The organism is Microcoleus sp. S28C3 (assembly GCF_036700785.1).
GTDB classification, from domain to species: domain Bacteria; phylum Cyanobacteriota; class Cyanobacteriia; order Cyanobacteriales; family Microcoleaceae; genus Microcoleus; species Microcoleus asticus.
The window spans coordinates 1-24,533 of the sequence record NZ_JAUBPO010000042.1; the positions used below are offsets into that span (position 1 = coordinate 1).

A 24,533-nucleotide genomic window follows, 5' to 3' on the forward strand; every position below is an offset into this window, starting at 1 on the left:
GGGTCATTTTTTAACGTTATATGCTTGCTATGTAAGCATTATAACCTATTTTTATCGTATTTTATGTTTAAGTCCCGTTAGGAACTCAAAATGCCAGCGGAGGCGATCGCACTCGCGACCTCAGAAATCCGGTTTCTGACTATATTGCTCGTTAATAAACCTAGGAGCTTTGCGAAAAACCAAGTTTCTAGCCCACCCACGAGTAAACCCTGAAACTCTCCGGAGTTTTGTGATAATATTATGAGTAATTTGGAGTGTCAAAAAAAGACAATGAGAATCAACAAGCAGCAGCCTAGAATATCTATAAAACCTTCAGTGATTAAAGCTATAGCTCTGTTCTGTCTGTGCTGCTTGTTAACTGCAAGCTGCGGACAGAGAGCCAATCGATCGGTTAATGCGAGCGGCGAAAATGTTAATAACCGCGTTACTATTGGCACAACCTTGAAATTGCGGACGATCGACCCTGCGGACGCTTACGAAATTATATCGGGGCAACTGCTGCAAAATTTGGGCGATACTCTCTACACTTACAAGTCGGGAACTACTGAGTTAATTCCCCACTTAGCGACAGCACTTCCAAAAGTTAGCCAAGACGGGTTGACATATACAATCCCCTTGCGTCAAGGCGTTATTTTTCACGACGACACACCGTTTAACGCCGCAGCAATGGAATTTTCCTTGCAGCGGTTTATCAAAAATGCCGGCCGTCCTGCTTTCTTGTTGAGCGATGCAGTAGAATCTGTGAAAGCGACGGGCGAATACGAATTAACTTTTCAACTCAAAAAGCCTTTTGCTGCTTTTCCTTCCCTGTTGACATTTGCCGGTATTTGTGCAGTTTCTCCAAAAGCCTACGAGATTGGGGAGGGTAAATTTAAACCCGATACGTTTGTAGGAACTGGACGCTACAAGTTGGCGAAGTACGGCAGCGATTCTCTCAAGTTTGACGTGTTTGACAAGTATTGGGGAGAAAAACCAGTTAATCAAGGAATTGACCTTTTGCTGCTTTCTAGTTCGTCAAATTTGTTCAATAGTTTTCGGACTGGTGGAGTCGATGTGGCTTATTTGTCTATGGATGCAGACCAAGTTCGCAGCTTGGACGAGGGAGCAAAACAAGGCAAATGGCAGGAAATCGCCGGGGAAAGCAGTACGGTTAGTTACATGACGCTGAATACCAAATCTAAACCGCTGGATAAGTTAGAAGTGAGACAGGCGATCGCCGCAGCGATGGATCGCCCGCTGATTAACGATCGCGTACTGCGGGGACAAGCACAACCGCTTTACAGTTTGATTCCCACAACCTTCGACGTTCAAAAACCGATTTTTAAAGAACTGTACGGCGATGCCAACACTGCAAAGGCTAAGGAACTTTTAACGAAAGCGGGATACTCGGCCGCAAATCCTTTTGTTCTGCAAATTTGGTATCCTTCAGCTTCCACAAAACGAGCTTTAGTGGCGAGTACGATCGAGGCGCAAGCTAAACTCAAAATGGACGGGATGATGCAGGTTGAAATTAACAGCGTTGAATCTCCGACTTTGTTTCAAAATATAGAGAAGGGGATTTATCCTGCCGTTTTAGTTGATTGGTATGCCGACTTTTTCGACGCCGACAATTATATTCAGCCGTTTTTGGATTGTGCCACTGGTTCGGCCGCCGGGGGCTGTGAAAAGGGTGCTAGTCAAGGTCAGGGTTCGTTTTATTATAGCGAGCGGGTAAATCAACTGATCGACAAGCAACGAAAAGAACCAAACCCTCAAACCCGCAAAGCCCTCTTTGCCGAAATTCAAGATATACTGGGTCAAGATGTACCTTTTATCCCTCTTTGGCAGGATAAGGACTATACCTTTGCTCAGAAAAATATTACCGGCGTCCGTTTAGAACCGACACAATCTTTTCCTTTTTGGTTCCTGAAAAAGCAATAATTCTTTACAAGAATTTGCAGGAGTTGAAACGTCAATTATTATTGCATATTTTCTGCACAACAGGGTGATGATTGTCACAGTTTATGAAAGAGACCCATCACCCAACCCTCTCAAAAAATGTGGGATATTATTAAAGAGAGATATTGCTGAGGGTAAGTATATGAAACTTGGAATTTTAACAACAACAGGGCTACTGATTGCGATCGGTTTGGCCTCTGGAGTAAAAGCAGAAAACGTATCACAAGTCAAGCAACTATTAGAAACTAAAAAATGTAGCAAATGTGACTTGACAGGATCGCAACTTGCTGGTATGGATCTGAGCGGAGCAGATTTGAGCGGTGCGAATCTGCGGGGTGCAAATTTGAACGGTGCAAATTTGAACGAAGCCAAATTGAACGAAGCAAATCTGAAAAAAGCTAAATTGCAAGGTGCGAGTTTAATTGGGGCTAAATTGCACGGTGCCAATTTGGAGGGTGCTGATTTGAGCCGCGCTAATCTGAGTCTGGCCGGTTTAGTAATTGCCAGTTTGAAAAATACCAACCTCACCAGCGCTAATTTAATCGGTGCTAATTTAGAAAGCGCCGATTTGGCGGGTGCGAACCTGAGAAATGCTCGCCAGTCCGTTGCGAATTTAGCTAATATCAGCCTCAGAGGTGCCAGTGTATCGGGAATAGACGTACAGGGAGTCAACTTGCGGGATGCAAATTTGACCAATGCAAATTTGACCAATGCAAATTTGAACGGTTCCGACTTGACCGGTGCTAATTTAAAGAATGCCAATATGGCAAATGTAGATTTGAAAAACGCTTCTCTGCCGTAGGACGATCGCCAATTGCTATATCAAACTCTGGTCCTTAAAAAGCTTAATATAATAATGTAGGGGCAATTCTGAAATTGCCCCTACATTTTTTTTATTTGTAGGAATTATCAAGTTTCCGGTCGCTGCGCGGATCGTTGTTCGGTGCGAGAAGCTTTTCGCTGGCATCTGCCATTGCTTCATATTTTGATGTCGACTCAATCTTCTTCCTGAGTATCTTGGGCGAAGCGGATAATGTCATCATCGCCGAGGTATTCGCCATTTTGGATTTCAATCATCACTAGGGGAATAACGCCTGGATTTTCTACGCGGTGAGCAGTATTCATGGGAACGTAGGTTGACTGTTTCTGCATGAGAATCGTCTCTTTGTCGTCGCAGATAACTTTAGCGGTACCGGAGACGACAACCCAGTGCTCGCTGCGGTGATAGTGCATTTGGGTGCTGATGTGGTGTCCCGGTTTGACTTCAATGCGATTGATCTTGTAACGATCGCCCGCGTCTATGACTGTAACTTTGCCCCAAAACCGGGTTTGTGTGCGATCGTCAATTTTTTCGATTGTGTCCACTGTTTCCACCATCCTATTTATCTCGCTAACGGTGTCTGCAAAAATAGCTGTAGTTAAAAGTATATCAGGGATAGGGTAAGCGGGTAAGTGCGATGGGGCGATCGGCTTCTGCAACCTTCGCTAACGAGTTCATTCCTAAGTTTTTATCCCAGAATCCAGCTTCATGAGATTAATCGCCATTCGTGAGCATCCACAAACTGAGACAAATGACCCACATTTGTTGTCGCAATCACCACTTCATTGCCTGCATTTACTTCCAATATTGCTTGAGCCGCCAGAATCACATCCCCGTCAAGTGCATTGGGTTCTGCTGTTGTCTTTCCTCTGTTTCGTGCATCCGCCCACAACTGAGCCGCTAGAAGCATTACCTCGGTAGTCAAAGGACGGTAGGGGATTTGCGATTTAAGTTGATCGAGTCGTCTAATACCTGCCGTTTTATCTGCACGAATTAATTCGCGCCTCACCTCATAGTCAGCAATTTCAGGAAGCATGACAATGTAACCTTTTAGCGGCAAAGATTGCAGCCAGACTTTACCCTCTTGAGATAAAGGAGAGGCGGCTTTGGGATTTGTAACAATTCCTAAAGGCCCAGAATCTAACAAAACTATTCTGCTCATGGACTATATATGCACCGGGTTTTCTTCTAGTGCCTTGCGGAGAACTTCAGCGGTTTCTGTTTGTTCCTGTTCATCTCCATCGTCTATCCAAGACTGTAACAGCTTGCTCAGAGCTTCGTGCTGCTGTAAATAATCGATAATTTCTGGTTTTTCGTTATCCTCATTTCCTTCCTTTCGCCCCGCTAGTATTGCTCTCCTCATATTTTGATCTCTGTTGATACTTCCCTCCTTCGACTGTTTAGTAAAATCTACATTTTCAGGTGTCTCGGCGGGTTCCGACAATCCTGGCTTAATTGTCACAGTTTCCAGAAATAACCTCATCATTTTAAGCAAATTAGGCCAATATTCTCTCGGAGTTTGCTGAATTACACTGAGAAACTCTACCATTTCATTACCAATGCGAGTTTCTGGCGCTGAAGTTGGTGTCTCTGGGTTTTCAGTGATTAAAGCTCGTTCAGACATACTTTTTTTCTCCTCAAACGGATTTATAGAAATTGGCAGGTCGATATCCTGGCTCGGAATTAGAGATTGGCTATCGAACTCGCCTCTACTTATATTTTAAACAAAAAACGGGGGATGATTCATGGAGATTCTGGGATGTTTTGTTACCGCAGATGTCAGCGGATTAACACAGATGAACGCAGATAAAATTCATCTGCGTACACCTGCGTTCATCTGCATTTCAAAATAAGCAGTTCGCTGATTTTCGATGAAATTACTTGCTCAACACACCATCGGTAATTCCCAAAAGATCCTCAATGCGAGGCATATCTTCCAAAGCAATCACTCTGCCTTCATCCTCAAAACCAGCAATTTGATCGAAATTCAAATACCGATACAAATCACTAGCAAAAGGATCGATTCTTTTTGACACAATGTCGTTGTATTCTTGGACTGTGGGAATTCTACCTAACAGCGAACAAACGGCAGCCAATTCCGCCGAGCCGAGATAAACTTGGGCATCTTTGCCCATGCGGTTGTTAAAGTTGCGAGTAGAAGTTGAAAACACCGTTGTCGCATCTTTAACCCGCGCTTGATTTCCCATACAAAGACTGCATCCGGGCATTTCTGTGCGAGCTCCAGCAGCTCCAAAAATGCTGTAATAACCTTCTTCTTTGAGTTGCTGTTCGTCCATCCGAGTTGGCGGACAAATCCACAGGCGAGTTTTCACTTCCCCTGCACCTTCTAACACCTTCGCAGTGGCGCGGTAGTGACCGATATTTGTCATGCAAGAACCGACAAATACTTCGTCAACCCGATCGCCCGCAACCTCACTCAACAACTTAACATTATCCGGGTCATTGGGAGCAGCCACAATTGGCTCTTTAATCTCGTTCAGATCGATTTCGATGATTTCAACATACTCCGCATCAGCATCCGCCTCCAGCAGCACCGGATTAGCCAGCCATTCCTCCATCTTCGCTACCCGGCGCATCATCGTCCGCGCATCTTGATAGCCCCGCGCCACCATGTTTTTCAGCAGCGCCACATTGGAACGAATGTACTCGGAAACAGTCTCCACACTCAGTTTAATCGTGCATCCGGCGCAAGAACGCTCGGCCGTCGCATCGGTCAATTCAAAAGCCTGCTCGACCTTCAAATCTGGCAAACCTTCAATCTCCATAATCCGCCCAGAAAAGACGTTCTTCTTATTCTGTTTCGAGACTGTCAGCAAACCTTTTTTAATCGCCACGTAGGGAATTGCATTCACAACATCCCTGAGCGTTACTCCGGGCTGCAATTCACCCTTAAACCGCACTAAAACCGATTCCGGCATATCCAAAGGCATCACGCCCAAGGCAGCAGCAAAAGCTACTAATCCCGAACCCGCAGGAAATGAAATTCCTAAAGGGAAACGAGTGTGAGAATCGCCGCCAGTTCCCACTGTATCCGGCAATAACATTCGGTTCAGCCAAGAGTGAATAATGCCGTCTCCTGGCCGCAAAGCTATGCCGCCCCGCTGTGCCATGAAATCCGGCAATTCGTGGTGAGTTTTGACATCAACTGGTTTCGGATAAGCGGCGGTGTGGCAGAAACTTTGAATTACCAAATCGGCGCTAAATCCCAAGCAAGCAAGTTCTTTCAATTCGTCCCTAGTCATCGGCCCGGTGGTATCTTGCGAGCCGACTGTTGTCATGGCTGGTTCACAAGATGTACCGGGACGAACGCCGGACAAACCGCAAGCTTTGCCTACCATTTTTTGTGCTAAAGTGAAGCCTTTGCCTGTATCGGTGGGAATAGTCGGGCGGGTGAAAATAGTGCTGGGTTCTAGTCCTAAAGCTGCGCGGGTTTTGTCGGTTAAAGTGCGTCCAATTAATAGCGGAATTCGGCCGCCGGCGCGAACTTCGTCTAGAATTGTGTCGGGTTTGAGGGTGAAGGTGGAGATGATTTCTCCGGCTTCGTTGGTGATTTCGCCTTTGTAGGGATGGATGGTAATTACCATTCCTGTTTCCATTTTGGAGACATCGCATTCGATCGGCAAAGCGCCGGAATCTTCAGCGGTATTGAAGAAAATCGGGGCGATCGCACTTCCTAAAATATAACCGCCGCTGCGCTTGTTCGGCACAAACGGAATATCATTGCCAATGTGCCACAGCACCGAATTAATCGCCGATTTCCGCGAGGAACCGGTACCGACAACATCGCCGACGTAGGCTACGGGATGGCCTTTTTGCTTCAACTCTGCGATCGTTTGCAGAGCTCCTGGTATCTTACTTTCCAGCATCACCAAAGCGTGCAGGGGAATGTCCGGCCGGGTGGTAGCATGAGGTGCTGGCGACAAGTCGTCAGTATTGGTTTCTCCGGGAACTTTGAAGACTGTAACGGTAATGACTTCCGGCAGTACGGGGCGGCTGGTGAACCACTCGGCTGCAGCCCAAGAATCGACTACCTGCTTGGCGTAGGGATTGGTATCGGATAAAGTCAGAATGTCGTGGAAGGCGTCGAATACTAACAGGGTTTTGCTCAAGGCCCGGGCTGCGGTAGCGCCAATGGCGGTTTCGGCAGTGGGATTGAGCAAATCGATTAAAGATTGCACGTTGTAACCGCCCATCATTGTCCCCAGCAGGTAAACTGCCCATTTGGGAGCAATTAGGGGGCTGTGGATTTCACCTTTAGCAATGCCGGTTAAAAAACCAGCTTTGACGTAGGCGGCGCTGTCTACTCCGGGCGGGACGCGATCGCGCAATAATTCTATTAAGGTTTCTTCTTCTCCAGCCGGCGGACTTTTCAGCAGTTCACACAGTTCCGACGTTTGCTGGGCGTCTAGCGGCAGCGGTGGAATTCCCAAAGCGGCCCGTTCGGCAGCGGTACGGCGGTAAGATTCAAGCATTTCTCCTCTCTCCTCGGATAGTATTCGGTGGTTGGCAAGCAGGTGACTTTACTTTTTAGATTAGGAGCTTCCGCTGCTGATTGGGTAAAGTACCTCGCCATACATAAAAACTTAACGCAAGTTTAAAAACTGTAGATTTTCATACCAAAGACAGATGTGCTCTCGACTGGGATTGGATCGTATCAAACTCCAGCCGAGCAGTTTAAGGCGTTCATTGGTATTGTTCTGGTTAAGATTAATGTGTTGTGGGCTACTGTCGATCGTCCTCTGCATCCATTCCTAACAAGTTAAGCTAGGGAAGCATTTGTCAATCAGCAATTATGCTCAAAGTTTACTCGGATTTTGAGTAGAAAAACCACATTCGGGCGATCGAGGAATTATGCCGAGCGCCATATTTATGCCCGCTCACTCCCAAATCGCGAATTTCCACTCCTAGAAAAGCAGTTTTTTTGCGTAATATTACTGATTGACAAATGAAATTAAGTCTTCAGTTGTTACCAATGCTCTGCATCTGAAATCGTCATTTACCGCAAGTTGAAAAAAGTTGTCCTGCTAATGGATCGGTTAACAAATGGAAAGTTTTATCCCTGAAAACTCTGAAGACTGTCAGGGCTGTGCCTCCAAGGCAGACTTGTATCAAGAGCTGCAAGGAACAACAGAATTACTGCTGACGATCGCCAACTCAATGCCGATGCCCCTGATCGTCAGCAGTCTGGCGGACGGCACAATTCTTTATAGCAACGATTTATGCCGTCAGGCTTTCGGGCTCACAGAGTTCAAGTCGATAAAACGCCAAAAAGCCGAAATGTTCTACCACAACCCCGCAGACCGCCAGGAACTGCTGTCGCGACTCGCCGACAACGGACACGTCCGCGAGACAGAAGTCCGCCTTAAAAAAGCTGACGGCACGCTGTTTTGGGCAACTGTATCGATGCGGTATTTGACATTGCGGTCGGAAAAAGCTGTTCTGTCGGTGTTCTGCGATATTACCGATCGCAAGCGAGCCGCCGCGAAGGAGCAGGAATTGCTCGCGTCAATCCACTTGCGGGCCCGCCAGCAAGCGGCCGTCGCTTACTTGGGGCAGCAGGCCCTTGCTGAAACAGATTTGTCCGCACTCATGGACAAAGCTGCGGTTTTAATTGCTCAAACGCTGGACGTTGATTATTGTCAGTTGTTAGAACTGTTGCCCTCTGGCCATGCTTTTATGCTGCGAGCGGGGGTTGGCTGGCAGCCGGGCCTTGTCGGCAGCGCTACTGTTACCGCTTCTGCCCGATCGCAAGCAGGTTACACATTGCTAGTGGGCGAACCGACTATCGTCGAAGATTTGCGCGTGGAAACGCGCTTTAGCGAGTTGCCGCTGCTGCACAACCACCGGGCTGTCAGCGGCGTCACTGTCATCATTCCGGGCAATCGGGGAGTGGGAAGCAACTGGGGACAAGCAGAACCAGCGAACAGTTCCTCCTCGCCGGCCTGGGGCATTTTGGGGGTGCATACCAGCCAAGGGCGGGTTTTCAGTCAAGATGACGTTTATTTTGTAGAAGCGATCGCCAACGTATTAGCCGCGGCGATCGAGCGCATCATATCGCAAGAACGCTTACAAATGATGGAACGGGCGATCGAAAGTTGCAGCAACGGCATTGCAATCACCGACGCGACCGTTGCAGATAATCCGATTATTTATGTCAATCCCAGTTTTGAGCGGATCACCGGTTATCGCAGAGACGAGTTAATGGGGAAAAATTGCCGGTTTTTGCAGGGCGCCGACAGGGACACCGCCGCTGCCAAACAATTGCGAGTTGCGATTGAAGAAGGGAGAGAATCTCAAGTTATCCTGCGCAACTTTAGGAAAGACGGCACGCCTTTTTGGCACGAACTGTCGATCGCTCCGGTTTACAACTCGCGGCGCCACTTAACCCACTTTATTGGAGTGCAAACAGACATTACCGACCGCCAGCGCTCGGAAGAAGAATTATTTTTAAATTCTCAAGCTTTAGCAGCTTTTAGCGCTAATCTCAAACACTTGCACCGGATTACAACTTATCATTATCAAAACTTTGAAGAACTGGTTGACGATTATCTAACAGCAGGCTGTTTGATGTTTGGCCTTTCTATAGGGATCATGGCTGAAGTTGAGAGCGAAACTTTTATTGTGCAGGCAGCGAAAACAGATTTAGGATACTTCGTGCGAGGCTTAGAATTGAACCTCAGCGATACTTACTGCGCCGCAGTCATTAAACTCAATAAAACAGTTGCGTATTCTCATATAGGAGCAGACATAGAGATGCGCGAACATCCAGCTTATCAAAGCTGCAAATCAGAATCTTACATCGGAACGCCGATATTTGTTAATAATAAAACCTACGGAACTTTGAGTTTTAGTTCGCCCGAAATAAAAAAAAGACAATTCAAGTACGAGGAAATAGAAATCATAGAATTGATGGCTCAAAGCATCGGTAAAATTCTGGCGGTTCACCAAATGGAAGTCGAACGCCAGCAGGCTGAAAAAGAGCGATGCGAGTTGATAGTATCTCTCCAAGAAAGTGAAGAACGCTATCGCCGTTTAGTAGAACTATCTCCCGAAGCGATCGCCGTTCACAGTCAAGGGAGAATCGCCTACATCAATGCTGCCGGCGCTAAACTCCTGGGTGCGAGCTCTCCCGATGCCCTAATCGGCTTTCCGGTATTGCATTTCGTCCATCCAAACTATGTGGAAACAGCCAGAGAGCGCATCCGGCTAGTCGAGAAAGAAAATAAGCCGATCGACCTTGCCGAACAAAAACTGATGCGGCTCGACGGACAAATAATAGACGTTGAAGTTGTCGGCATCCCCGCTACTTATCAAGGCTTGACCGCCGCCCAGATTATTATCCGAGATGTCACCGAGCGCAAGCGAGTAGAACGGCAACTGCTGCACGGCGCTTTTCATGATGCGCTGACGGGTTTGCCCAACCGCGTTTTGTTCATCGACAGGCTAGGACAAGCCATCCGCCGATCCAATCAGTCCCCCGATTACAAATTTGGTTTACTTTTCTTAGATTTAGACCGCTTCAAAGTAGTTAATGATTCTTTAGGACACGTTTTAGGAGACAAACTCCTAGTCGCCCTCGCGGATCGGCTGCAAACCTGCGTGCGGGCTTCTGATACCGTGGCTAGGCTGGGGGGAGACGAATTCACCATCCTGCTAGACCACATTCAGAGCCTCAGCGACGCGACCCTAGCAGCTAAAAAGATACAAAAAGAACTGACGATGCCGTTTCATATCGAAGGACACGAAGTATTTACCACTGCTAGCATTGGCATTGTTTTCAGTGTAGGCGAAACCGCCGAGAGTGGCGAATCGAATCTCTACACTCACCCGGAAGAATTCCTACGCGATGCTGACATCGCTATGTACCGCGCTAAAGCTTTGGGCAAGGCCCGCCACGAGGTGTTTAATTTGGCGATGCACGACCAAACTATGTCGCTGTTGCAGTTAGAAAATGACCTGCGGTTGGCTATTTTGGGCAAGGAGGAATTAGGGGAAAGCAAGGATCAATGTTCGCACTTTATTGTGCACTACCAACCGATTGTTTCGATCGCCAGCGGTGCGATCGAGGGTTTTGAGGCGTTGGTGCGCTGGCATCACCCGGTTCGGGGTCTAGTGCCGCCGTCTACTTTTATTCCTGTAGCTGAAGAAACAGGTTTGATCGTGCCTCTGGGAGCCTGGGTGTTGCGGGAAGCTTGTCAGCAATTGCGCCTTTGGCAAGAAATGTTAACGGAGGAAGATGGAAGAAGTTCGATGGAAGTCAGAAAAAGGAAGAATGAAGAAAGAAGAGGGAAGAGGGCAGCGGGCAATCTACGGAATTTAACTGATTTAACAGATAGAGGGAATGAGGAACAGGGAAGAAGGAACAGGGAAGAAAGAATCGGTAAAAAATTACCAATTTCTAGTTACCAATTCCCGATTACAGATTTCCACTCCCCAGTTACCAATTCCCAATACCCAATTACCAATACTTCGGCTACCCTCAATACAAGTTCCCAGTTACAAATTCCCAATTTTCAATTACCAATTATCGATCCTTCGCAATTAACAATGAGCGTCAATCTTTCTCCGAAACAGTTAGGTCTGGCAAATTTGATCGAGCAAATCGATGAAATTTTAGCAGAAACTGGCTGCGCTCCGAGCTGTTTAAAATTGGAGATTACTGAAAGCGCGCTCGTGGAAAATGTGAAGAAAGCCAATATTGTGCTCGCCCAATTAAAAAATAGAAATATTCGATTGTCGATCGACGATTTCGGTACTGGTTATTCGTCTTTGAGTTACTTGCACCGCTTTCCGCTGGATACGCTGAAGATCGATCGATCTTTTGTGAGTCGCTTGGGGGCTGTCGAAAACGGTGACGGCGGGGGTCAGCCTTTGCAGATTGTGCGGGCGATCGTGACTTTGGCTCACAATTTGGGATTGAATGCGATCGCCGAAGGTGTGGAGACAGCCGAACAGTTAGCACAGCTTCGAGAACTAGGCTGTGAATTAGCTCAGGGATATTGGTTTTCTAAACCTTTGGACAGTTCCGCAGTGACAGAAATGCTGATAAATCTCGCTAATAGAGCAATTGTCAAGTGAGTGAGGTACAGATTGGTAAAGGGGAATGGGAAATTGGTAATTGGTAATTGGTAATAAAGTGAAGTATGGTATGTCAGCTAGGGAGATGTTTTCTACAAACTCAGAATCTCAAAACTGACGCACTAGGGAATAAATGGTGCATCAGAATTAGATTTTCGGTGATAGTTGAGAATTACCAAACTGATGCACCGTAACGCTTTCGCAATTCCCAATTCTCAATTCCCCATTCCCCATTAACAATTAGCTTTGAGCGGAATCTCGATCGCCAATTCTGTACCCTGTCCCGGCGAAGAAGTGCATTTCAGCGACCCGTTGTGTCTGTCTGTAACAATTTGATAGCTAATTGACAAGCCCATCCCAGTGCCTTTACCCACAGGTTTAGTGGTAAAAAACGGGTCAAAAAGCCGACTGCCCACAGTCTCCGGTATTCCCGGCCCGTTGTCAGCAATCCGAATGATTACCTTGCCCGCTGGCGATATTTCAGTGCGGATGCGGATGTTGCTGGGCTGTTCCCGCATTTCCTCAGCAGAACGCCGCAGATCCCGTTCTTCCAAAGCATCCAAAGCATTGCTCAAGATATTCATAAATACTTGATTTAGCTGTCCTGCATAACACTCTACTAAAGGTAATTTGCCGTATTCTTTAATCACCTCAATTTCTGGATGATTGTGTTTGGCTTTGAACCGGTGCTGCAAAATCATCAGGGTGCTATCTATGCCTTCGTGAATGTTGACTGCTTTCATTTCTGCTTCGTCCATGCGGGAGAACGTGCGCAGAGATGCAACGATTTGCTGAATTCTGTCTGCACCGACTTTCATCGAGGAAAGCAGTTTCGGCAAGTCATCCATCAGAAAGTCGAGTTCAATAGCTTCTACTTCCTCTTGAATTTCCGGGACTGGCTCTGGATAGTGGTCTTGGTAAAGTTCTATGAGGTGCAGCAAGTCTTGAGTATAGTCGTTGGCGTGGGTGAGATTGCCGTAAATAAAGTTAACTGGATTGTTGATTTCGTGGGCGACTCCTGCCACAAGTTGACCCAGAGATGACATTTTTTCATGTTGAATTAACTGCGATTGAGCGCTGGTTAATTGCTGCAAGGTTTGCTCTAATTCAAGAGCTTTATTGCGAGTTTGGGCGTAAAGATCGGCTTGGTTGAGGGCGATCGCCAATTGAACTGTAATCGCTTCCAACAATTCTACTTCGCTGTCGCTCCAAAGCCGCACAGAACAGCAGGAGCCGCAGGTAATTGCACTCATTACCCCGGAAAGTGCCTGCATGGGGATAATTAATATAGATTGGTAGCCGATCGATCGAAGGGTTTGTTTCCAAACAGGATCTGCGACTGTTTCGACATCATCCACCCGCAGCATTTCCATCTGCAAGATTGCTTCTCCCAGAGGGCCGAAGTCGGAAGCTGAATAGCGACCTGTTAAATCGGGAAGTTCGGGTAGGCGAGATTCTTTTATTGTCTCCCAGTAAGGCTCCTCCCCATCGCAGCGATACCAGGCAAAGTTGCAACGATCGATCTGCATGAAAGCGCGAATTTCCTTAACTGCGACTGTAACGATGCTGTCGAAGTCCAGGGAATTGCGGATTTGAGCGGTGAGAATATTGAGCAATTTTTCTCGATCTGCCTGCTGCTTGAGTTGGGCGGACGATCGCCTCAAGGCACTTTCTGCTAGCTTGCGATCGGTAATATCTTGGGTGACAGCTAATAGATATTGCGGTTTGCCATCAGCGTCGAGAATTGCGGTTTTCTTCGTATGAAATATGCGAGTATCGCCTTCTCTTGTTTGAATCAGTTCTTCGGGAATGTCTAAAATTTGCCGGCTGGCGAGCGCTTCCCGGTCTTTGGCGGTGAAAAAGTCGGCTTGTTCTTTGGGGAAAAAGTCGCAGTCCTTTTTGCCCATCACTTCTGCTGTACTGAAACCGAGCAACTCTTCGGCGGCCGGATTCCACAGTACAAATCGCAACTCTTCTGCTTCTTTGCAAAATACTCCTACGGGTATGGTTTTGAGAACAGATTCCATAAACTGTTGAGCGTGTTGCAGTTCTGCTTCTGTCTGTTTGCGATCGCTAATATCTCGGACGTTGGCAATGACGCTGAGATTGCCGTTGAGATGAATTCTGGACAGGGCAACTTCTACATCAAAGGTTGAACCGTCGTTGGGACGCCTCGCTTTCCATTCCACGCGGGGTGTTTCGCCGGCTAATACTCTTTCCCAAAGTTCTCCAATTTGTTCAGAGAGATTGTCGCCGCTTGAATAGTCGTTTTTAATTGATAATTTTTTTGCTTGTTCCTGGCTCACTCCGTACATTTCTAACATTCGATTATTGACATCGAGAATGTTGCCTTCTAAATCGTGAATGAAGATAGCATCGTAGACATTGTTAAATATGGTTCGCAGGTTTTGTTCGGAAACTTGCAGCGCTGCTTCTGCAAGTTTGCGATCGCCAATTTCTTGTTCTAACTGAGTGACTGCTTGGGAAAGTTCGGCCGTGCGATCGCTCACTCTGTCTTCCAACTCGGCTGCTGCTTGCCGCAGAGCTGCTTCGGCGGCTTTGCGATCGGTAATGTCCATTGCCGTGCCGAACAGTTTTACCACTTTGCCACTGGCATCGGTTTCGGCTTTGCCCAAGACGTTCACGTGTCGCAGCGTGCCGTCGGGACGATAAAGGCGGTAGTCAAAATCAAAGGGGATGCCCGCTGCGAGTGCCCGCTCTACATGAGTCTGCCACAATTCCACATCTTCTGGAGGGATCAGAGCGACCTGTTCGGCTAGGTTGGGGGCAAAGGTGGCCGGTTCGAGTCCGAAGATGCGGAAGAGTTCCTCTGACCAAGTGACAGTTCCCATTGTTGCATCGAGTTCCCAATTGCCGACGTGGGCGAGTCTCTGGGCTTCTTGTAGCTGCCGCTGGCTGTTGCGGATGGCGGTTTCGGCAACTTTGCGATCGGTAATGTCGAACAATACGCCACAAAATACGATTTCGCCGTTCTCGCTGCGGGTGGGCATGGAGTCGCCCTGCCACCAGCGAATTTCGCCGTCTGGCTTGACTATTCGCCCTTCGTAGTGCCAGGGAGAGAGATTTTCTACGGCTTCGTTGACGGAGGTGATGTAGCTTTCCACGTCTTCGGGGTGGACGCGAGAAATGAATGTATTTAAGTCTTGCATCATTTCTGCTACAGTGACGCCGCTGATATCTTCGATGCGATCGCTCATGTAGTCAACTCTCCACACTCCCTGGCTGCTGCAAAATTGAAACACTGCTCCCGGGAGGGTGGCAGCGATCGTCCGAAACCTGGTTTCGCTGACACTGAGGGCGGCAAAAGTCTGGCGCAGTTCTGCCGTGCGTTCTTCTACTCTGCGCTCTAGTTCGGCGTTTGCGTGTTGCAATGCGGCTTCTGCGCGCTTGCGATCGGTAATGTCGGTGGCTGTACCGGTGGTGCCGAGGAAGTTTCCCGTCTCGTCGTACAGGGCGATCGCGTTGAACATCAAATGTTTCATGCTGCCGTCTTTGGCGATTTGAGTGGTTTCGTACTGGAAAATAGATTCTCCGGCAAACAGGCGGGCGAAAACTTCTAAATCTTTCCGGCTTTGTTCTGGTGTCACAAAGTCAGAGAACGGCCGACTGAGCATTTCTTCTGGTTCGTAACCGTAGATGTACTTAACTGCTGGGTTGACGAAGGTGTAGCGCCCGATCGCATCGACCGACCAAATCATGTCTTGGGAGGTTTCTACCAGGCTGCGGTATTTGCTTTCGCTGGCTTTGACGGCTTCTTCTGCTTTTTTGCGTTCCGTCATGTCGCGGGAGACGCCGACAGTCATTACAACTTGGCCGTGTTCATTACAGATGGGTGTTTTGACGGTGCTGAACAGTCGCACTTCTCCGTCGCGCCGCGTCACCGGTTCTTCGGAAATTTGCAGAGTGTGTCCGGTGTTAAATACGAAGGCGTCATCTTTAATGTACTGGAGAGTATTGTCGGGATCGGCGAAAGGTGCGTCTACGATGTCTTGAAGTTCTTCTTCAGTCATGCCGTAATAATCGCGAAATGCTTTATTAGCCCAGACGATTTTTGATTGGGGGCCTTTGACTAATACCATATCGCCGATCGAATCGAGAATTTGTTGATATTTTTGCTCGCTGTCGCGGAGTTTCTGCTGCGCGGATTCGATTTCTGCTATTTGCCTCTGGGTTTGCAAGTGCAGTTCGGCTTGGTAGATTGCAACTGCTAAATGGTCGCCTACTTGTCTGGCAAATTCGATTTCGTCTTCTTGCCACTCGCGGGGTTGACCGCAGGAGTGAATGCACAGCAACCCCCACAAATGTTGCCCTTGCAGCAGCGGTACGACTAAGTTGGCTCGGATTTGAAATCGCTTGAGGATGTTGAGGTGACAAGGGAGCAACCGGGCTTTATAGATGTCGCTGACAGCTTGAACGTACCCTTTTTGGTACTTTGCTGCAAATTGTTCGCCGAAGCAGCGATCGTGGACTTTTGCGCCCAAGGATGGGCTGTATTCGGGAAGTACGTCTTCGGAGACTACTTCGCCTTCGTTCCATTCCGATTCGGGGAGGAAACGGTAGACGACGACTCGATCGGCATTTAGGAGTTGCCGGACTTCGGTGGCTGTGGTTTTGAATATTGTTTCTAAGTCTAGGGATTCGCGAATTTTGCCAATCACTCCCATCAGCGCTTGCAGCTTTTTGAACCAGGTTTGAGATTGCGTTTGTCTTTCTAGGTGAGCTAGTTTCTGGCGCAGGTTGGTTACTTCTTGATACAGGTGTTGATTAAACATAATGCTATTTCTTTAGTTATTTTGCGGTTTGGTATCGAGGTTGATGGCATCGCAATAGCGCTCTGCAAGTTGAGCCTGGTAAATCAAAATGGCAAAGGAAAAATTCTTCTGCTTCTGCTAGCAATTACCAGCTACTCACGGTACATTTCCGTAGTTTTTATGAATTTGGAGGCGGATCGAGCAGCTTAAGTGCGTATATTTACTGGGAAAGCGGGCGGTGATTTGGTACACCATAAATTTTCAATAATTGAGAATTATACTAACAAGACTTAAGCATAAACCCGGTTTGTTAAGCTAATTAAGTCAGGGAAGCTCCGAAAGTGGAAACGGAAAACCGGGTTTCATGGCGGGATCGGGAGGAGCGTCCTGACTAATTTTGACATTTTTTTCGATCGCCTCCGGTTGCAAGTGTCACCTTTTTATTATTACCGCAAACTCGATCTATGGTTTCCTTGGTTTGGCGAGCGAATATCTTGTTGGGAGCGCCTCTATTAAAATTTGTTTAAATTTAGGCGATCGCCTTTTCTAGAGTTTTCAGTAATTCTCGATTTATCTGTCCTAAATTAGATTTTATATAGTCTTTAGGGCAAGCCGAAATTTAAGATATTTTTCCTTGCATTTTCATTGTTTTATGCGAGGGTTGGATTTTTTAAACTTATTAAAATTCACCGAATCAGAGGTTAGTTTTCGGTAAAAAAGTTGAGGTAGTTGCAGGCTATGGTTAAATTGGCTCAACTCAAGGGCGATTCCCTAGCGCAACGAACCCGCACGCGCGTTCGGGATAGCTTCGCTAGCGCGTACACTTTTTGCCCGATTTTTGCATTTTTTGAGAAGTGTAAAAATTTTAGATAATACCATGTTTAGGCTATCACATTTTTGACTAAAGTAAAGTTATTTCAAGCTTCATCAATAGAAATGGCGATCGAGAGGATTAAAGTTTGGGCAAAGTAATGACAAATTCTGTACAAACTCGCATTTCGCTTTCTACCTTTAAAGTGCCACCGTGTTGTTCGGCAATAATATCGCGAGTGAGAGATCATCCTAAACCGACTGCTTCTGCTGTTGGTTTAGTTGTAAAGAAAGGATGGCAGATTTTTGCTTTATTTTGTAGAGAAACTCTGACGGCATTCTCGCGGAGACAAAGTTCAACTGCTTTGGCCAGTTTTTGCGTTTTTAAAACTTTTTTGATAGTAAATTTTCTGTTTATAAATCTGTTCCTTGCTACCCATTTTTCTGCTTTTGAAATACAGCAAAACAAGCACGATCGATGATATTTATAAAAGCGCGGTTTAAATCCTATAAGCCAATTTACGACAGAGCGATCGCACTGCCATACTCAGTATAAATTATTATATTGAAGCGGCGATCGGCTGCTGCGATCGCCGCACTGCTACAAACTTAAGAAGCAGTTTTCAGCATCGCCCTGGCTTCCTCAATATTTTGGGCAACCAATTTGCCCGACTCGATAAAGGCTGCTCTTTCGGTATCGCTGAGTTCGAGTTCGACTACTTGTTCGACTCCCTGATATCCCAAGCGGCAGGGAAGTCCCAAAAATATATCTTGCACCCCGTATTCGCCGTGTAAATAAACTGAGCAAGGCAAGAGTCGCGACTGATTAAATAAAATAGATTCTACCATCAAACAGGCAGAAGATGCTGGTGCAAAATAAGCACTACTAATCTTCATCAATCCGACAATTTCTTCGCCGCCGTGGCGAGTCCGCTGTACCAGTCGATCGATCGCCCCAGCATCCATAAGTTGATTGATGGGAATACCGTTGACAGTGGAATAGCGGGGCAAAGGAACCATTAAATCGCCGTGAGAACCGATGACAGTTGCATTGATTTCAGCATTTGAAACGCCCAATTCCATGGCAATAAAAGTTTGAAAGCGGGCGGAGTCGAGAACTCCCCCCATACCCATGACTCGGTGTTTTGGCACATCGGCAGCTTCCCAAGCTAAATAAGTCATGATATCTAGGGGATTGGTGATGACGATTAAGATTGCTTCTGGAGAATGCTCGATCGCCTGTTTTGAGGCTTCAGTGACAATTCGAGCATTGATTTTAATTAAATCTTCCCGATTGATACCGGGTTTGCGCGGCACTCCGGCGGCAATTACTATGATATTTGAGTTTGCCGTATCTGTATAATCATTTGTACCCACAATTTGGCGATCGTGGCGTTCCACTCCCCTTGCTTCCATCAAATCCAAAGCAACGCCCTGCGGCCAACCCTCCACAATATCTAGCAATACTACATCTGCCAGATTTTTCTCAGCAATTCGCTGGGCTAACGTACTGCCGACTTTGCCTGCACCAATAATTGATACGCGGTTTGATGGAGAATTCATTGGATTTTAGATTTTAGATTTTAGATTTTAGCAATCAGCTTAATTGGGGAAAGGTGCGCGGTGTGCACCCTTCGCTACATTAAGAACAGTGATGTTTCGTTTTGGTGAGTTACTTAAAATCTTCGAGTTGGTCTACCCGCAGCCAAATATTCGGGGTGGGAACTTTGCCAAATTTGACGAAGGCATAGTCGCCGCGAACATCCATCACTTCGCCCTTTGTTTCAAATATATACGAGGAAAAGCGCTGGTCGCTGGCTTTGGCTTCTAGACTGTTTTCCAATTTTTCGCGTACAGCGCGAACTATACTGCCTTTCTTGATTGCCATAACTTGCTTTGTTTAGTTTAAAAAACTATACAAATTTTAATCTAGATTTGCCTGGAAAGGACTTCTTCTTTCTTCTGACATCTGGCACCATTCTCGCTTAACAGCTTTTTCGGGTCTGTTCCACAATAGTTCAATATTCTTCTGGGCTGGGTGTCCCGCCCGCCCCTGAGAGCCTTATTGACAATGGTACAAGATATCAGTTATTCCTTCTTCCTTCTTTCCTCTTCCGCCTTCTTCCTGACATCCGTTACATCCGTTACAGAATCCGTTGCCGAACTTCCTTCTTCCTGACATCCGTGACATCCGTGACATCCGTTACAGAATCCGTTGCCGAACTTCCTTCTTCCTGACATCCGTTACATCCGTTACAGAATCCGTTGCCGAACTTCCTTCTGCTTATTGCTGACACGCTGGGCAAAAATGAGTCGATCGCCCTGCTAATTTTATACGTTCGATGGTTGTGGAGCAAGTGCGGCAGGGTTGGCCGGCGCGATTGTAAACCCAAGCGACGCCGCCGTAGTTGCCGTTGACACCTTGGACGTTGAGAAAATTGCTAAAAGTGGTGCCACCGGAGGCGATCGCCTTCTGTAAAACTTGAATAATAGCTGTATGGATGCGCCCAATTTGCTCTGCGGTCAAATCCGCGCACAGAGTTGTGGGCATCACTCCCGACAAAAACAAAGTTTCGTCTGCGTAAATATTGCCCAAACCAGCTATCAGTGACTGGTCTAGCAAAGCTGTTTTAATGGGTCGCGCCCGCCGGTGCAGCTTGCGGGCCAAATATTCTGTTGTAAACTCGTCTGAAAACGGTTCGGGCCCTAAAAGTTTCAGACCGATGACAGTGCTGGAAACCTCGGTTTCTGCCGGCACGTACCACATTTGCCCGAAGGTGCGCTGGTCTACAAACCGCAATTCTTGGTTTCCTTCAAAAAACAGCCGCACTCGCGCGTGTTTTTGCAGGGGTTCGGATTGGTTAACCCACAGCAGTTGTCCTGTCATTCGCAAGTGAACGCCCAACCAGCCGGCTTTTGAAGGAAGGAGCAAGGAAGAAGGAAGAGGGGAAGAGCTTGGAGTTTGATCCCTAAATTCCCCCCCTTTCCCTTTCTCTCTTTCTCCTTCTGGGAATTGAGATAGTTCTGCCAGTAAATATTTGCCGCGTCTGTACCAGCGGGCGATCGACTTTCCTTTGAGTTGTGTCAAAAAATCGGTCGCAGAGATTGAGCGGGCGATCGTGCTGTTTAACAACACGTCCCCGCCCAACATTTCTCGATCGAGGGTTGCTTGATTCAAACCCCGGCAAATAGTTTCAACTTCTGGCAGTTCTGGCACAATTAGCGTTGTTCTGTTCCTTGATTTGGCGAACCTTCGACGCTGCCGGTCACTTCGGCGCCCGGTTTGCTGTCCGTCGAAGTTTTCGGCTGCTGGGGGGCTCCTCCGCTGCCTGTTTTCCGGGTTTTCTCGTCTACCGTGGTTTGCTTGCCGCCGGAAGCTACTGGAGTCCCTGTTTTTGCTTTTGCTTTGGGTGCTGACACTTCCACTAATTCGCTTTGGGCGAAGTTGTTGGTGTTGACGCCTGCATAATTTACGGTGTTAAAGCGAACGATAACTGGGTATTTAATGCCGCTTTGGTCTACCGTAGCAACGGTGCCCACTTCTTGATACCAGAAGGATTCTTTGCGGAGAATCCGGACTGTAGAACCGCGTTGAACCATGAGCTTTTTTTCCTTTGCGATGAATAAACGGATCAAGCCATTTTTTTTACTTTAGTCGATCGCGCGACGCATTTAAAGTCTGCAAGGGAATTTTTACCTCTCGCGCCGTTTTTTGGCCTACTGTTTGTAAAGAAAAGTAAATACTTTGGTAGGGCGATCGCTGGGGTTGCAAAATAAATAAACTGACATTATCCGTCAAATAAAACCAGTGCGATCGAGTTGAAAACAAACTTTACAAATAGTAGTGAATTGCTACAGTTAAATGTTCTGCGAAATTCTGATAAGTAATGACTGGACTTCACGCAACAGTAATACTGGCGATCAGTGCTGACGGTAAAATTGCAGATGCAGTACGATCGCCCGCGAGATTCGGTTCTGCCAACGACAAAGCCCACCTCGAACAGCAAGTAGCAGCAAGTGACGCCGTTTTGTTCGGCAACGGCACTTTACAGGCTTATGGGACGACAATGAGAGTGATTTCGCCGGAATTGCTCAAACAGAGGGAACTGCAAGGGAAGCCGCCACAACCGGTGCAAATTGTGTGTTCGCGATCGTCCGAATTTGACCCAAACTTGCGATTTTTCCAGCAACCGTTACCTCGCTGGCTGCTGACAGGGCAAGAGACTAGGGAAACGCCATTGCCGTCTCCGTACCCGACAACAGACAGTAAGTTCGATCGCACATCTGGCACCATTCTCAAGAACGGGCAAGATGCCCGTTCCACAACAGATGAATTTGCTTGTGGAACAGGCATCTTGCCTGTTGATCAAAGGCTTATTGACAATGGTGCAACATCTCAATTCGATCGAATTATCTATGCGAAAACCGCAGGTGGAGAGATTGATTGGATTGATGCGTTTCAACAGCTAGCAAACTTCGATATCAAACGCTTGGCGATTCTGGGCGGGGGGAAGCTGGTAGCGTCTGTGCTGGCTGCTGGCTTGGTAGACGAACTTTGCCTGACGGTGTGCCCGTTAATTTTGGGCGGGGCGGATGCACCGACGCCTGTGGAGGGAGAGGGTTTTTTGGCGGATTTAGCTCCGAAATTGGAGCTTTTGGCGGTTAAACAGGTGGGACAAGAAGTATTTTTGCATTATCGTGTCGATCGATAGTCGCGCATTTAACTGGTTCCCAGGCACAGCCGGCGAACCCATGTCTAAGAGGAAGATCCTAGCAAGCGCAAGGAAAATCAAGGCTTTTCCTCTGGATCTGCAATACCAGGAAGAGCCTGCTAACAAATGTCGAACAGGGGAAATTATATTAACTTAAATGAAGTTCGATCGCTCTACGCTCAAATCTCCCTATGCTGCAACAGCCAAAACCTCAATATTCTGTAGCCTGGATTAGCAAAATAGGCGAAATCCCGCAAGCGTCGTGGGATGCCCTGGCGATGCCGCTAAAAACTCCATTTCTCGAATGGGATTGGCTGAACAATCTCGAAGTCTCGGGCAGTGCGACAGGTAAAACCGGTTGGCTGCCGCATCACTTAACAGTCTGGCGAGACAAACAGTTGATTGCTTGCGCGCCACTTTATGTCAAAAGTCACAGTTACGGCGAATTTGTATTCGATAATCAGTGGGCTGATTTAGCTCAACGTTTGGGCGTTAAATATTATCCCAAATTGATGGGAATGACGCCGTTTACTCCGGCTGAAGGCTATCGGTTTTTGATTGCCGAGGGGGAAGATGAAGACGAGTTAACCGGAGTAATGGTAAGCGCGATCGACCATTTTTGCGATCGGCACAATATCTCCGGTTGCAATTTCCTGTACGTCGATCCCGAATGGCGCGAAAGAATGGAACGCCACGGTTTCAGCAGTTGGCTGCACCACAGCTATATTTGGCAAAATCAAGGCTATCAAAATTTTGACAATTATTTAGGCGCATTTAATGCCAACCAGCGCCGCAATATCAAACGCGAACGCAAAGCAGTTGACCAAGCTGGTTTGTTGGTAAAAACGCTGACTGGCGATGAAATTCCCCAAGCCATGTTTGCTCAAATGTATGCTTTTTATGAGAATACTTGCGACAAATTTGGTTGGTGGGGCAGCAAGTATCTGACTAAGCGATTTTTTGAACAGTTGCACCACAATTATCGCGATCGAGTTTTATTTGTAGCCGCCTACGACAAGGAAGATGACAGACACCCGGTGGGTATGTCTTTTTGTTTGTATAAGGGCGATCGGCTGTACGGGCGTTACTGGGGCAGTTTGCAGGAAATCGACTGCTTGCACTTCGATGCTTGTTACTATACGCCGATCGAATGGGCGATCGATCGGGGCATCCAAAGCTTCGATCCCGGTGCCGGCGGGCGGCACAAAAAACGGCGCGGCTTTCCAGCTACGCCAAATTATAGTTTGCACCGATTTTATAACAACCGTCTGGCCCAAATTCTCAAGTCTTATATCGGTCAAATCAACGAAAGAGAACAGGAAGAAATTGATGCTGTCAACGAGGATTTACCTTTTACTAAGTTACCTCCGTTGTTACTCGGCGATTGAAATTGCTTAAGAGTAAAACTTTCGTCTCAGTTATATCCGATCGCACTCGCGGTCGGGTAATTTCATCATTCAATGCGGTTGATTTTACCTGTTATCCAAAATCAGGACACGGCGCCGTGCCGTTTCCTTACAATTAGCGGGATGGTTACATTTGAGCGAGGGCGGTGGCAGGCGATACCCGCAAGCTGCTACGACATTTTTGGGTAGGAAAACGGCAGGGTGCGGTGTCCTCAATAGCCCTGTTGTAGATGGTTAATTCGGATATTGAAATCGCGTCTACAAAAACAAAGTCCGCCTGCGCGGACTAAGAAATAAGTTAAATTAGGTATTAGTTATTGGTTATTGGTTATTAAGAGCAGCTAACTAATAACTAATAACTAATCACTAATTCAAAATTACCTTGCCATCTTCCTGAATTTCCAGGGATTTTGTATCCGCGGCCAACTCAGTTGTCGCGCCGAAACTGACTTGCAACATTCCCGGCATGGCGGTTGCTTGGGGGCGAACCAGCAGCAATCCGCCGTCTGGGCGCTGGTAAGTGAGGGTGATTGGCACTTGGATGGTTTTCAGCAAAATTTCCGATTGTTCGCCCAGAGTGCGCGGCGGGGTGACGCCTACGATTTGATAATTGATGACAGCATTGGTGGTATTCACCAGTTTAATGACTATCATGCCTTCGGCAGGGGTAACTCGCGCACTGGGCAGTGGGAAGCGGGAAGGCGTGTTTGTCGGTGTAGAGGGCATCCCACTGGGGCTGGGGCTCGCAGCCGGAGTTGGTTGGCTGACGGGTTCTTCAGTGGCTGCGGGAGTGTCTGCAGGCTGGGAAACGGGTTTTCCTTGTTGCGGCGGGGGGCCGCCGGCCTGGGAAAGTGTTGCGAGACTAACGAGTAAACCCCCGCAGGTGGCTGCTAGCAAGCTGATTTTTTTGAACGGTAGATTGTGGCGAAACATAAATAACTCCTCACGAGTTCGATCGAGGTTTTCCAACAAAGTT

At 47.3% G+C, this 24,533-nt stretch carries 16 protein-coding genes; 5 read left to right on the plus strand and 11 right to left on the minus strand.

What is annotated here, in order from left to right; translation table 11 throughout:
• Nucleotides 1-270: 270 nt before the first annotated feature.
• Both QUA13_RS14505 and QUA13_RS14510 read left to right on the plus strand, forming a co-directional pair.
• Nucleotides 271-1,920, plus strand: a complete 1,650-nt coding sequence (locus tag QUA13_RS14505) for an ABC transporter substrate-binding protein (RefSeq protein ID WP_333199519.1) — start codon at nucleotides 271-273, stop codon at nucleotides 1,918-1,920.
• Nucleotides 1,921-2,080: 160 nt separating this feature from the next.
• Nucleotides 2,081-2,740, plus strand: a complete 660-nt coding sequence (locus QUA13_RS14510; RefSeq protein ID WP_333199521.1) for a pentapeptide repeat-containing protein — start codon at nucleotides 2,081-2,083, stop codon at nucleotides 2,738-2,740.
• A 194-nt stretch (nucleotides 2,741-2,934) separates the two neighbouring features.
• Here the strand turns inward: QUA13_RS14510 and QUA13_RS14515 are convergent, their stop codons facing one another.
• The 4 genes from QUA13_RS14515 to acnB all read right to left on the minus strand — a co-directional run bounded on the left by QUA13_RS14515 (nucleotide 2,935) and on the right by acnB (nucleotide 7,251).
• Nucleotides 2,935-3,315: a cupin domain-containing protein gene (locus QUA13_RS14515; protein ID WP_246276847.1), complete on the minus strand. Its 381-nt coding sequence runs from the start codon at nucleotides 3,313-3,315 to the stop codon at nucleotides 2,935-2,937.
• 149 nt (nucleotides 3,316-3,464) lie between these two features.
• Complete coding sequence (locus QUA13_RS14520) at nucleotides 3,465-3,920, minus strand: nucleic acid-binding protein (RefSeq protein ID WP_333199523.1); 456 nt, start codon at nucleotides 3,918-3,920, stop codon at nucleotides 3,465-3,467.
• A 3-nt stretch (nucleotides 3,921-3,923) separates the two neighbouring features.
• A complete protein-coding gene (locus QUA13_RS14525; protein ID WP_333199525.1) occupies nucleotides 3,924-4,382 on the minus strand; it encodes a hypothetical protein in 459 nt (152 codons plus the stop codon).
• A 253-nt stretch (nucleotides 4,383-4,635) separates the two neighbouring features.
• On the minus strand, nucleotides 4,636-7,251 hold the full coding sequence (gene acnB / locus QUA13_RS14530) for a bifunctional aconitate hydratase 2/2-methylisocitrate dehydratase (RefSeq protein ID WP_333199527.1): 2,616 nt from the start codon (nucleotides 7,249-7,251) through the stop codon (nucleotides 4,636-4,638).
• Between the two features lie 571 nt (nucleotides 7,252-7,822).
• Here acnB and QUA13_RS14535 point away from each other — a divergent pair.
• Nucleotides 7,823-11,857 (plus strand): EAL domain-containing protein, encoded by a 4,035-nt coding sequence (locus QUA13_RS14535; protein ID WP_333199529.1) that lies wholly within the window; start codon nucleotides 7,823-7,825, stop codon nucleotides 11,855-11,857.
• 233 nt (nucleotides 11,858-12,090) lie between these two features.
• Here QUA13_RS14535 and QUA13_RS14540 read toward each other — a convergent pair whose 3' ends face one another.
• The 6 genes from QUA13_RS14540 to QUA13_RS14565 all read right to left on the minus strand — a co-directional run bounded on the left by QUA13_RS14540 (nucleotide 12,091) and on the right by QUA13_RS14565 (nucleotide 21,039).
• A complete protein-coding gene (locus QUA13_RS14540) occupies nucleotides 12,091-16,650 on the minus strand; it encodes a PAS domain S-box protein (RefSeq protein WP_333199531.1) in 4,560 nt (1,519 codons plus the stop codon).
• A gap of 1,398 nt (nucleotides 16,651-18,048) precedes the next feature.
• Nucleotides 18,049-19,002 (minus strand): malate dehydrogenase, encoded by a 954-nt coding sequence (mdh, locus tag QUA13_RS14545; RefSeq protein WP_333199533.1) that lies wholly within the window; start codon nucleotides 19,000-19,002, stop codon nucleotides 18,049-18,051.
• A gap of 109 nt (nucleotides 19,003-19,111) precedes the next feature.
• A complete protein-coding gene (locus tag QUA13_RS14550) occupies nucleotides 19,112-19,327 on the minus strand; it encodes an NAD(P)H-quinone oxidoreductase subunit O (RefSeq protein ID WP_015178120.1) in 216 nt (71 codons plus the stop codon).
• A 200-nt stretch (nucleotides 19,328-19,527) separates the two neighbouring features.
• The gene (locus QUA13_RS14555; protein ID WP_333199534.1) at nucleotides 19,528-19,680 is read right to left on the minus strand and encodes a hypothetical protein; all 153 of its coding nucleotides are present in this window, start codon (nucleotides 19,678-19,680) and stop codon (nucleotides 19,528-19,530) included.
• A 43-nt stretch (nucleotides 19,681-19,723) separates the two neighbouring features.
• Nucleotides 19,724-20,656, minus strand: a complete 933-nt coding sequence (locus QUA13_RS14560; protein ID WP_172189653.1) for a DNA-formamidopyrimidine glycosylase — start codon at nucleotides 20,654-20,656, stop codon at nucleotides 19,724-19,726.
• A 2-nt stretch (nucleotides 20,657-20,658) separates the two neighbouring features.
• On the minus strand, nucleotides 20,659-21,039 hold the full coding sequence (locus tag QUA13_RS14565) for a photosystem I reaction center subunit IV (RefSeq protein WP_172189655.1): 381 nt from the start codon (nucleotides 21,037-21,039) through the stop codon (nucleotides 20,659-20,661).
• 287 nt (nucleotides 21,040-21,326) lie between these two features.
• Here QUA13_RS14565 and QUA13_RS14570 point away from each other — a divergent pair, with 287 nt between their 5' ends.
• A complete protein-coding gene (locus tag QUA13_RS14570; RefSeq protein WP_333199536.1) occupies nucleotides 21,327-22,151 on the plus strand; it encodes a dihydrofolate reductase family protein in 825 nt (274 codons plus the stop codon).
• Nucleotides 22,152-22,342: 191 nt separating this feature from the next.
• Complete coding sequence (locus QUA13_RS14575; RefSeq protein WP_333193890.1) at nucleotides 22,343-23,539, plus strand: GNAT family N-acetyltransferase; 1,197 nt, start codon at nucleotides 22,343-22,345, stop codon at nucleotides 23,537-23,539.
• A 384-nt stretch (nucleotides 23,540-23,923) separates the two neighbouring features.
• Here the strand turns inward: QUA13_RS14575 and QUA13_RS14580 are convergent, their stop codons facing one another.
• Nucleotides 23,924-24,490 carry a hypothetical protein gene (locus tag QUA13_RS14580; protein ID WP_172189661.1) on the minus strand — a complete coding sequence of 189 codons (567 nt, stop codon included), beginning with the start codon at nucleotides 24,488-24,490 and terminating at the stop codon, nucleotides 23,924-23,926.
• Nucleotides 24,491-24,533 lie beyond the last annotated feature (43 nt).

What these genes read in the sequence shown, in the direction of transcription:
- QUA13_RS14505 (WP_333199519.1), top strand. Translation starts at nt 271, where the DNA reads ATGAGAATCAACAAGCAGCAGCCTAGAATATCTATAAAACCTTCAGTG.
- QUA13_RS14510 (WP_333199521.1), top strand. Translation starts at nt 2,081, where the DNA reads ATGAAACTTGGAATTTTAACAACAACAGGGCTACTGATTGCGATCGGT.
- QUA13_RS14515 (WP_246276847.1), bottom strand. Translation starts at nt 3,315, where the DNA reads ATGGTGGAAACAGTGGACACAATCGAAAAAATTGACGATCGCACACAA.
- QUA13_RS14520 (WP_333199523.1), bottom strand. Translation starts at nt 3,920, where the DNA reads ATGAGCAGAATAGTTTTGTTAGATTCTGGGCCTTTAGGAATTGTTACA.
- QUA13_RS14525 (WP_333199525.1), bottom strand. Translation starts at nt 4,382, where the DNA reads ATGTCTGAACGAGCTTTAATCACTGAAAACCCAGAGACACCAACTTCA.
- acnB (WP_333199527.1), bottom strand. Translation starts at nt 7,251, where the DNA reads ATGCTTGAATCTTACCGCCGTACCGCTGCCGAACGGGCCGCTTTGGGA.
- QUA13_RS14535 (WP_333199529.1), top strand. Translation starts at nt 7,823, where the DNA reads ATGGAAAGTTTTATCCCTGAAAACTCTGAAGACTGTCAGGGCTGTGCC.
- QUA13_RS14540 (WP_333199531.1), bottom strand. Translation starts at nt 16,650, where the DNA reads ATGTTTAATCAACACCTGTATCAAGAAGTAACCAACCTGCGCCAGAAA.
- mdh (WP_333199533.1), bottom strand. Translation starts at nt 19,002, where the DNA reads ATGAATTCTCCATCAAACCGCGTATCAATTATTGGTGCAGGCAAAGTC.
- QUA13_RS14550 (WP_015178120.1), bottom strand. Translation starts at nt 19,327, where the DNA reads ATGGCAATCAAGAAAGGCAGTATAGTTCGCGCTGTACGCGAAAAATTG.
- QUA13_RS14555 (WP_333199534.1), bottom strand. Translation starts at nt 19,680, where the DNA reads ATGTCAGGAAGAAGGAAGTTCGGCAACGGATTCTGTAACGGATGTCAC.
- QUA13_RS14565 (WP_172189655.1), bottom strand. Translation starts at nt 21,039, where the DNA reads ATGGTTCAACGCGGTTCTACAGTCCGGATTCTCCGCAAAGAATCCTTC.
- QUA13_RS14570 (WP_333199536.1), top strand. Translation starts at nt 21,327, where the DNA reads ATGACTGGACTTCACGCAACAGTAATACTGGCGATCAGTGCTGACGGT.
- QUA13_RS14575 (WP_333193890.1), top strand. Translation starts at nt 22,343, where the DNA reads ATGCTGCAACAGCCAAAACCTCAATATTCTGTAGCCTGGATTAGCAAA.
- QUA13_RS14580 (WP_172189661.1), bottom strand. Translation starts at nt 24,490, where the DNA reads ATGTTTCGCCACAATCTACCGTTCAAAAAAATCAGCTTGCTAGCAGCC.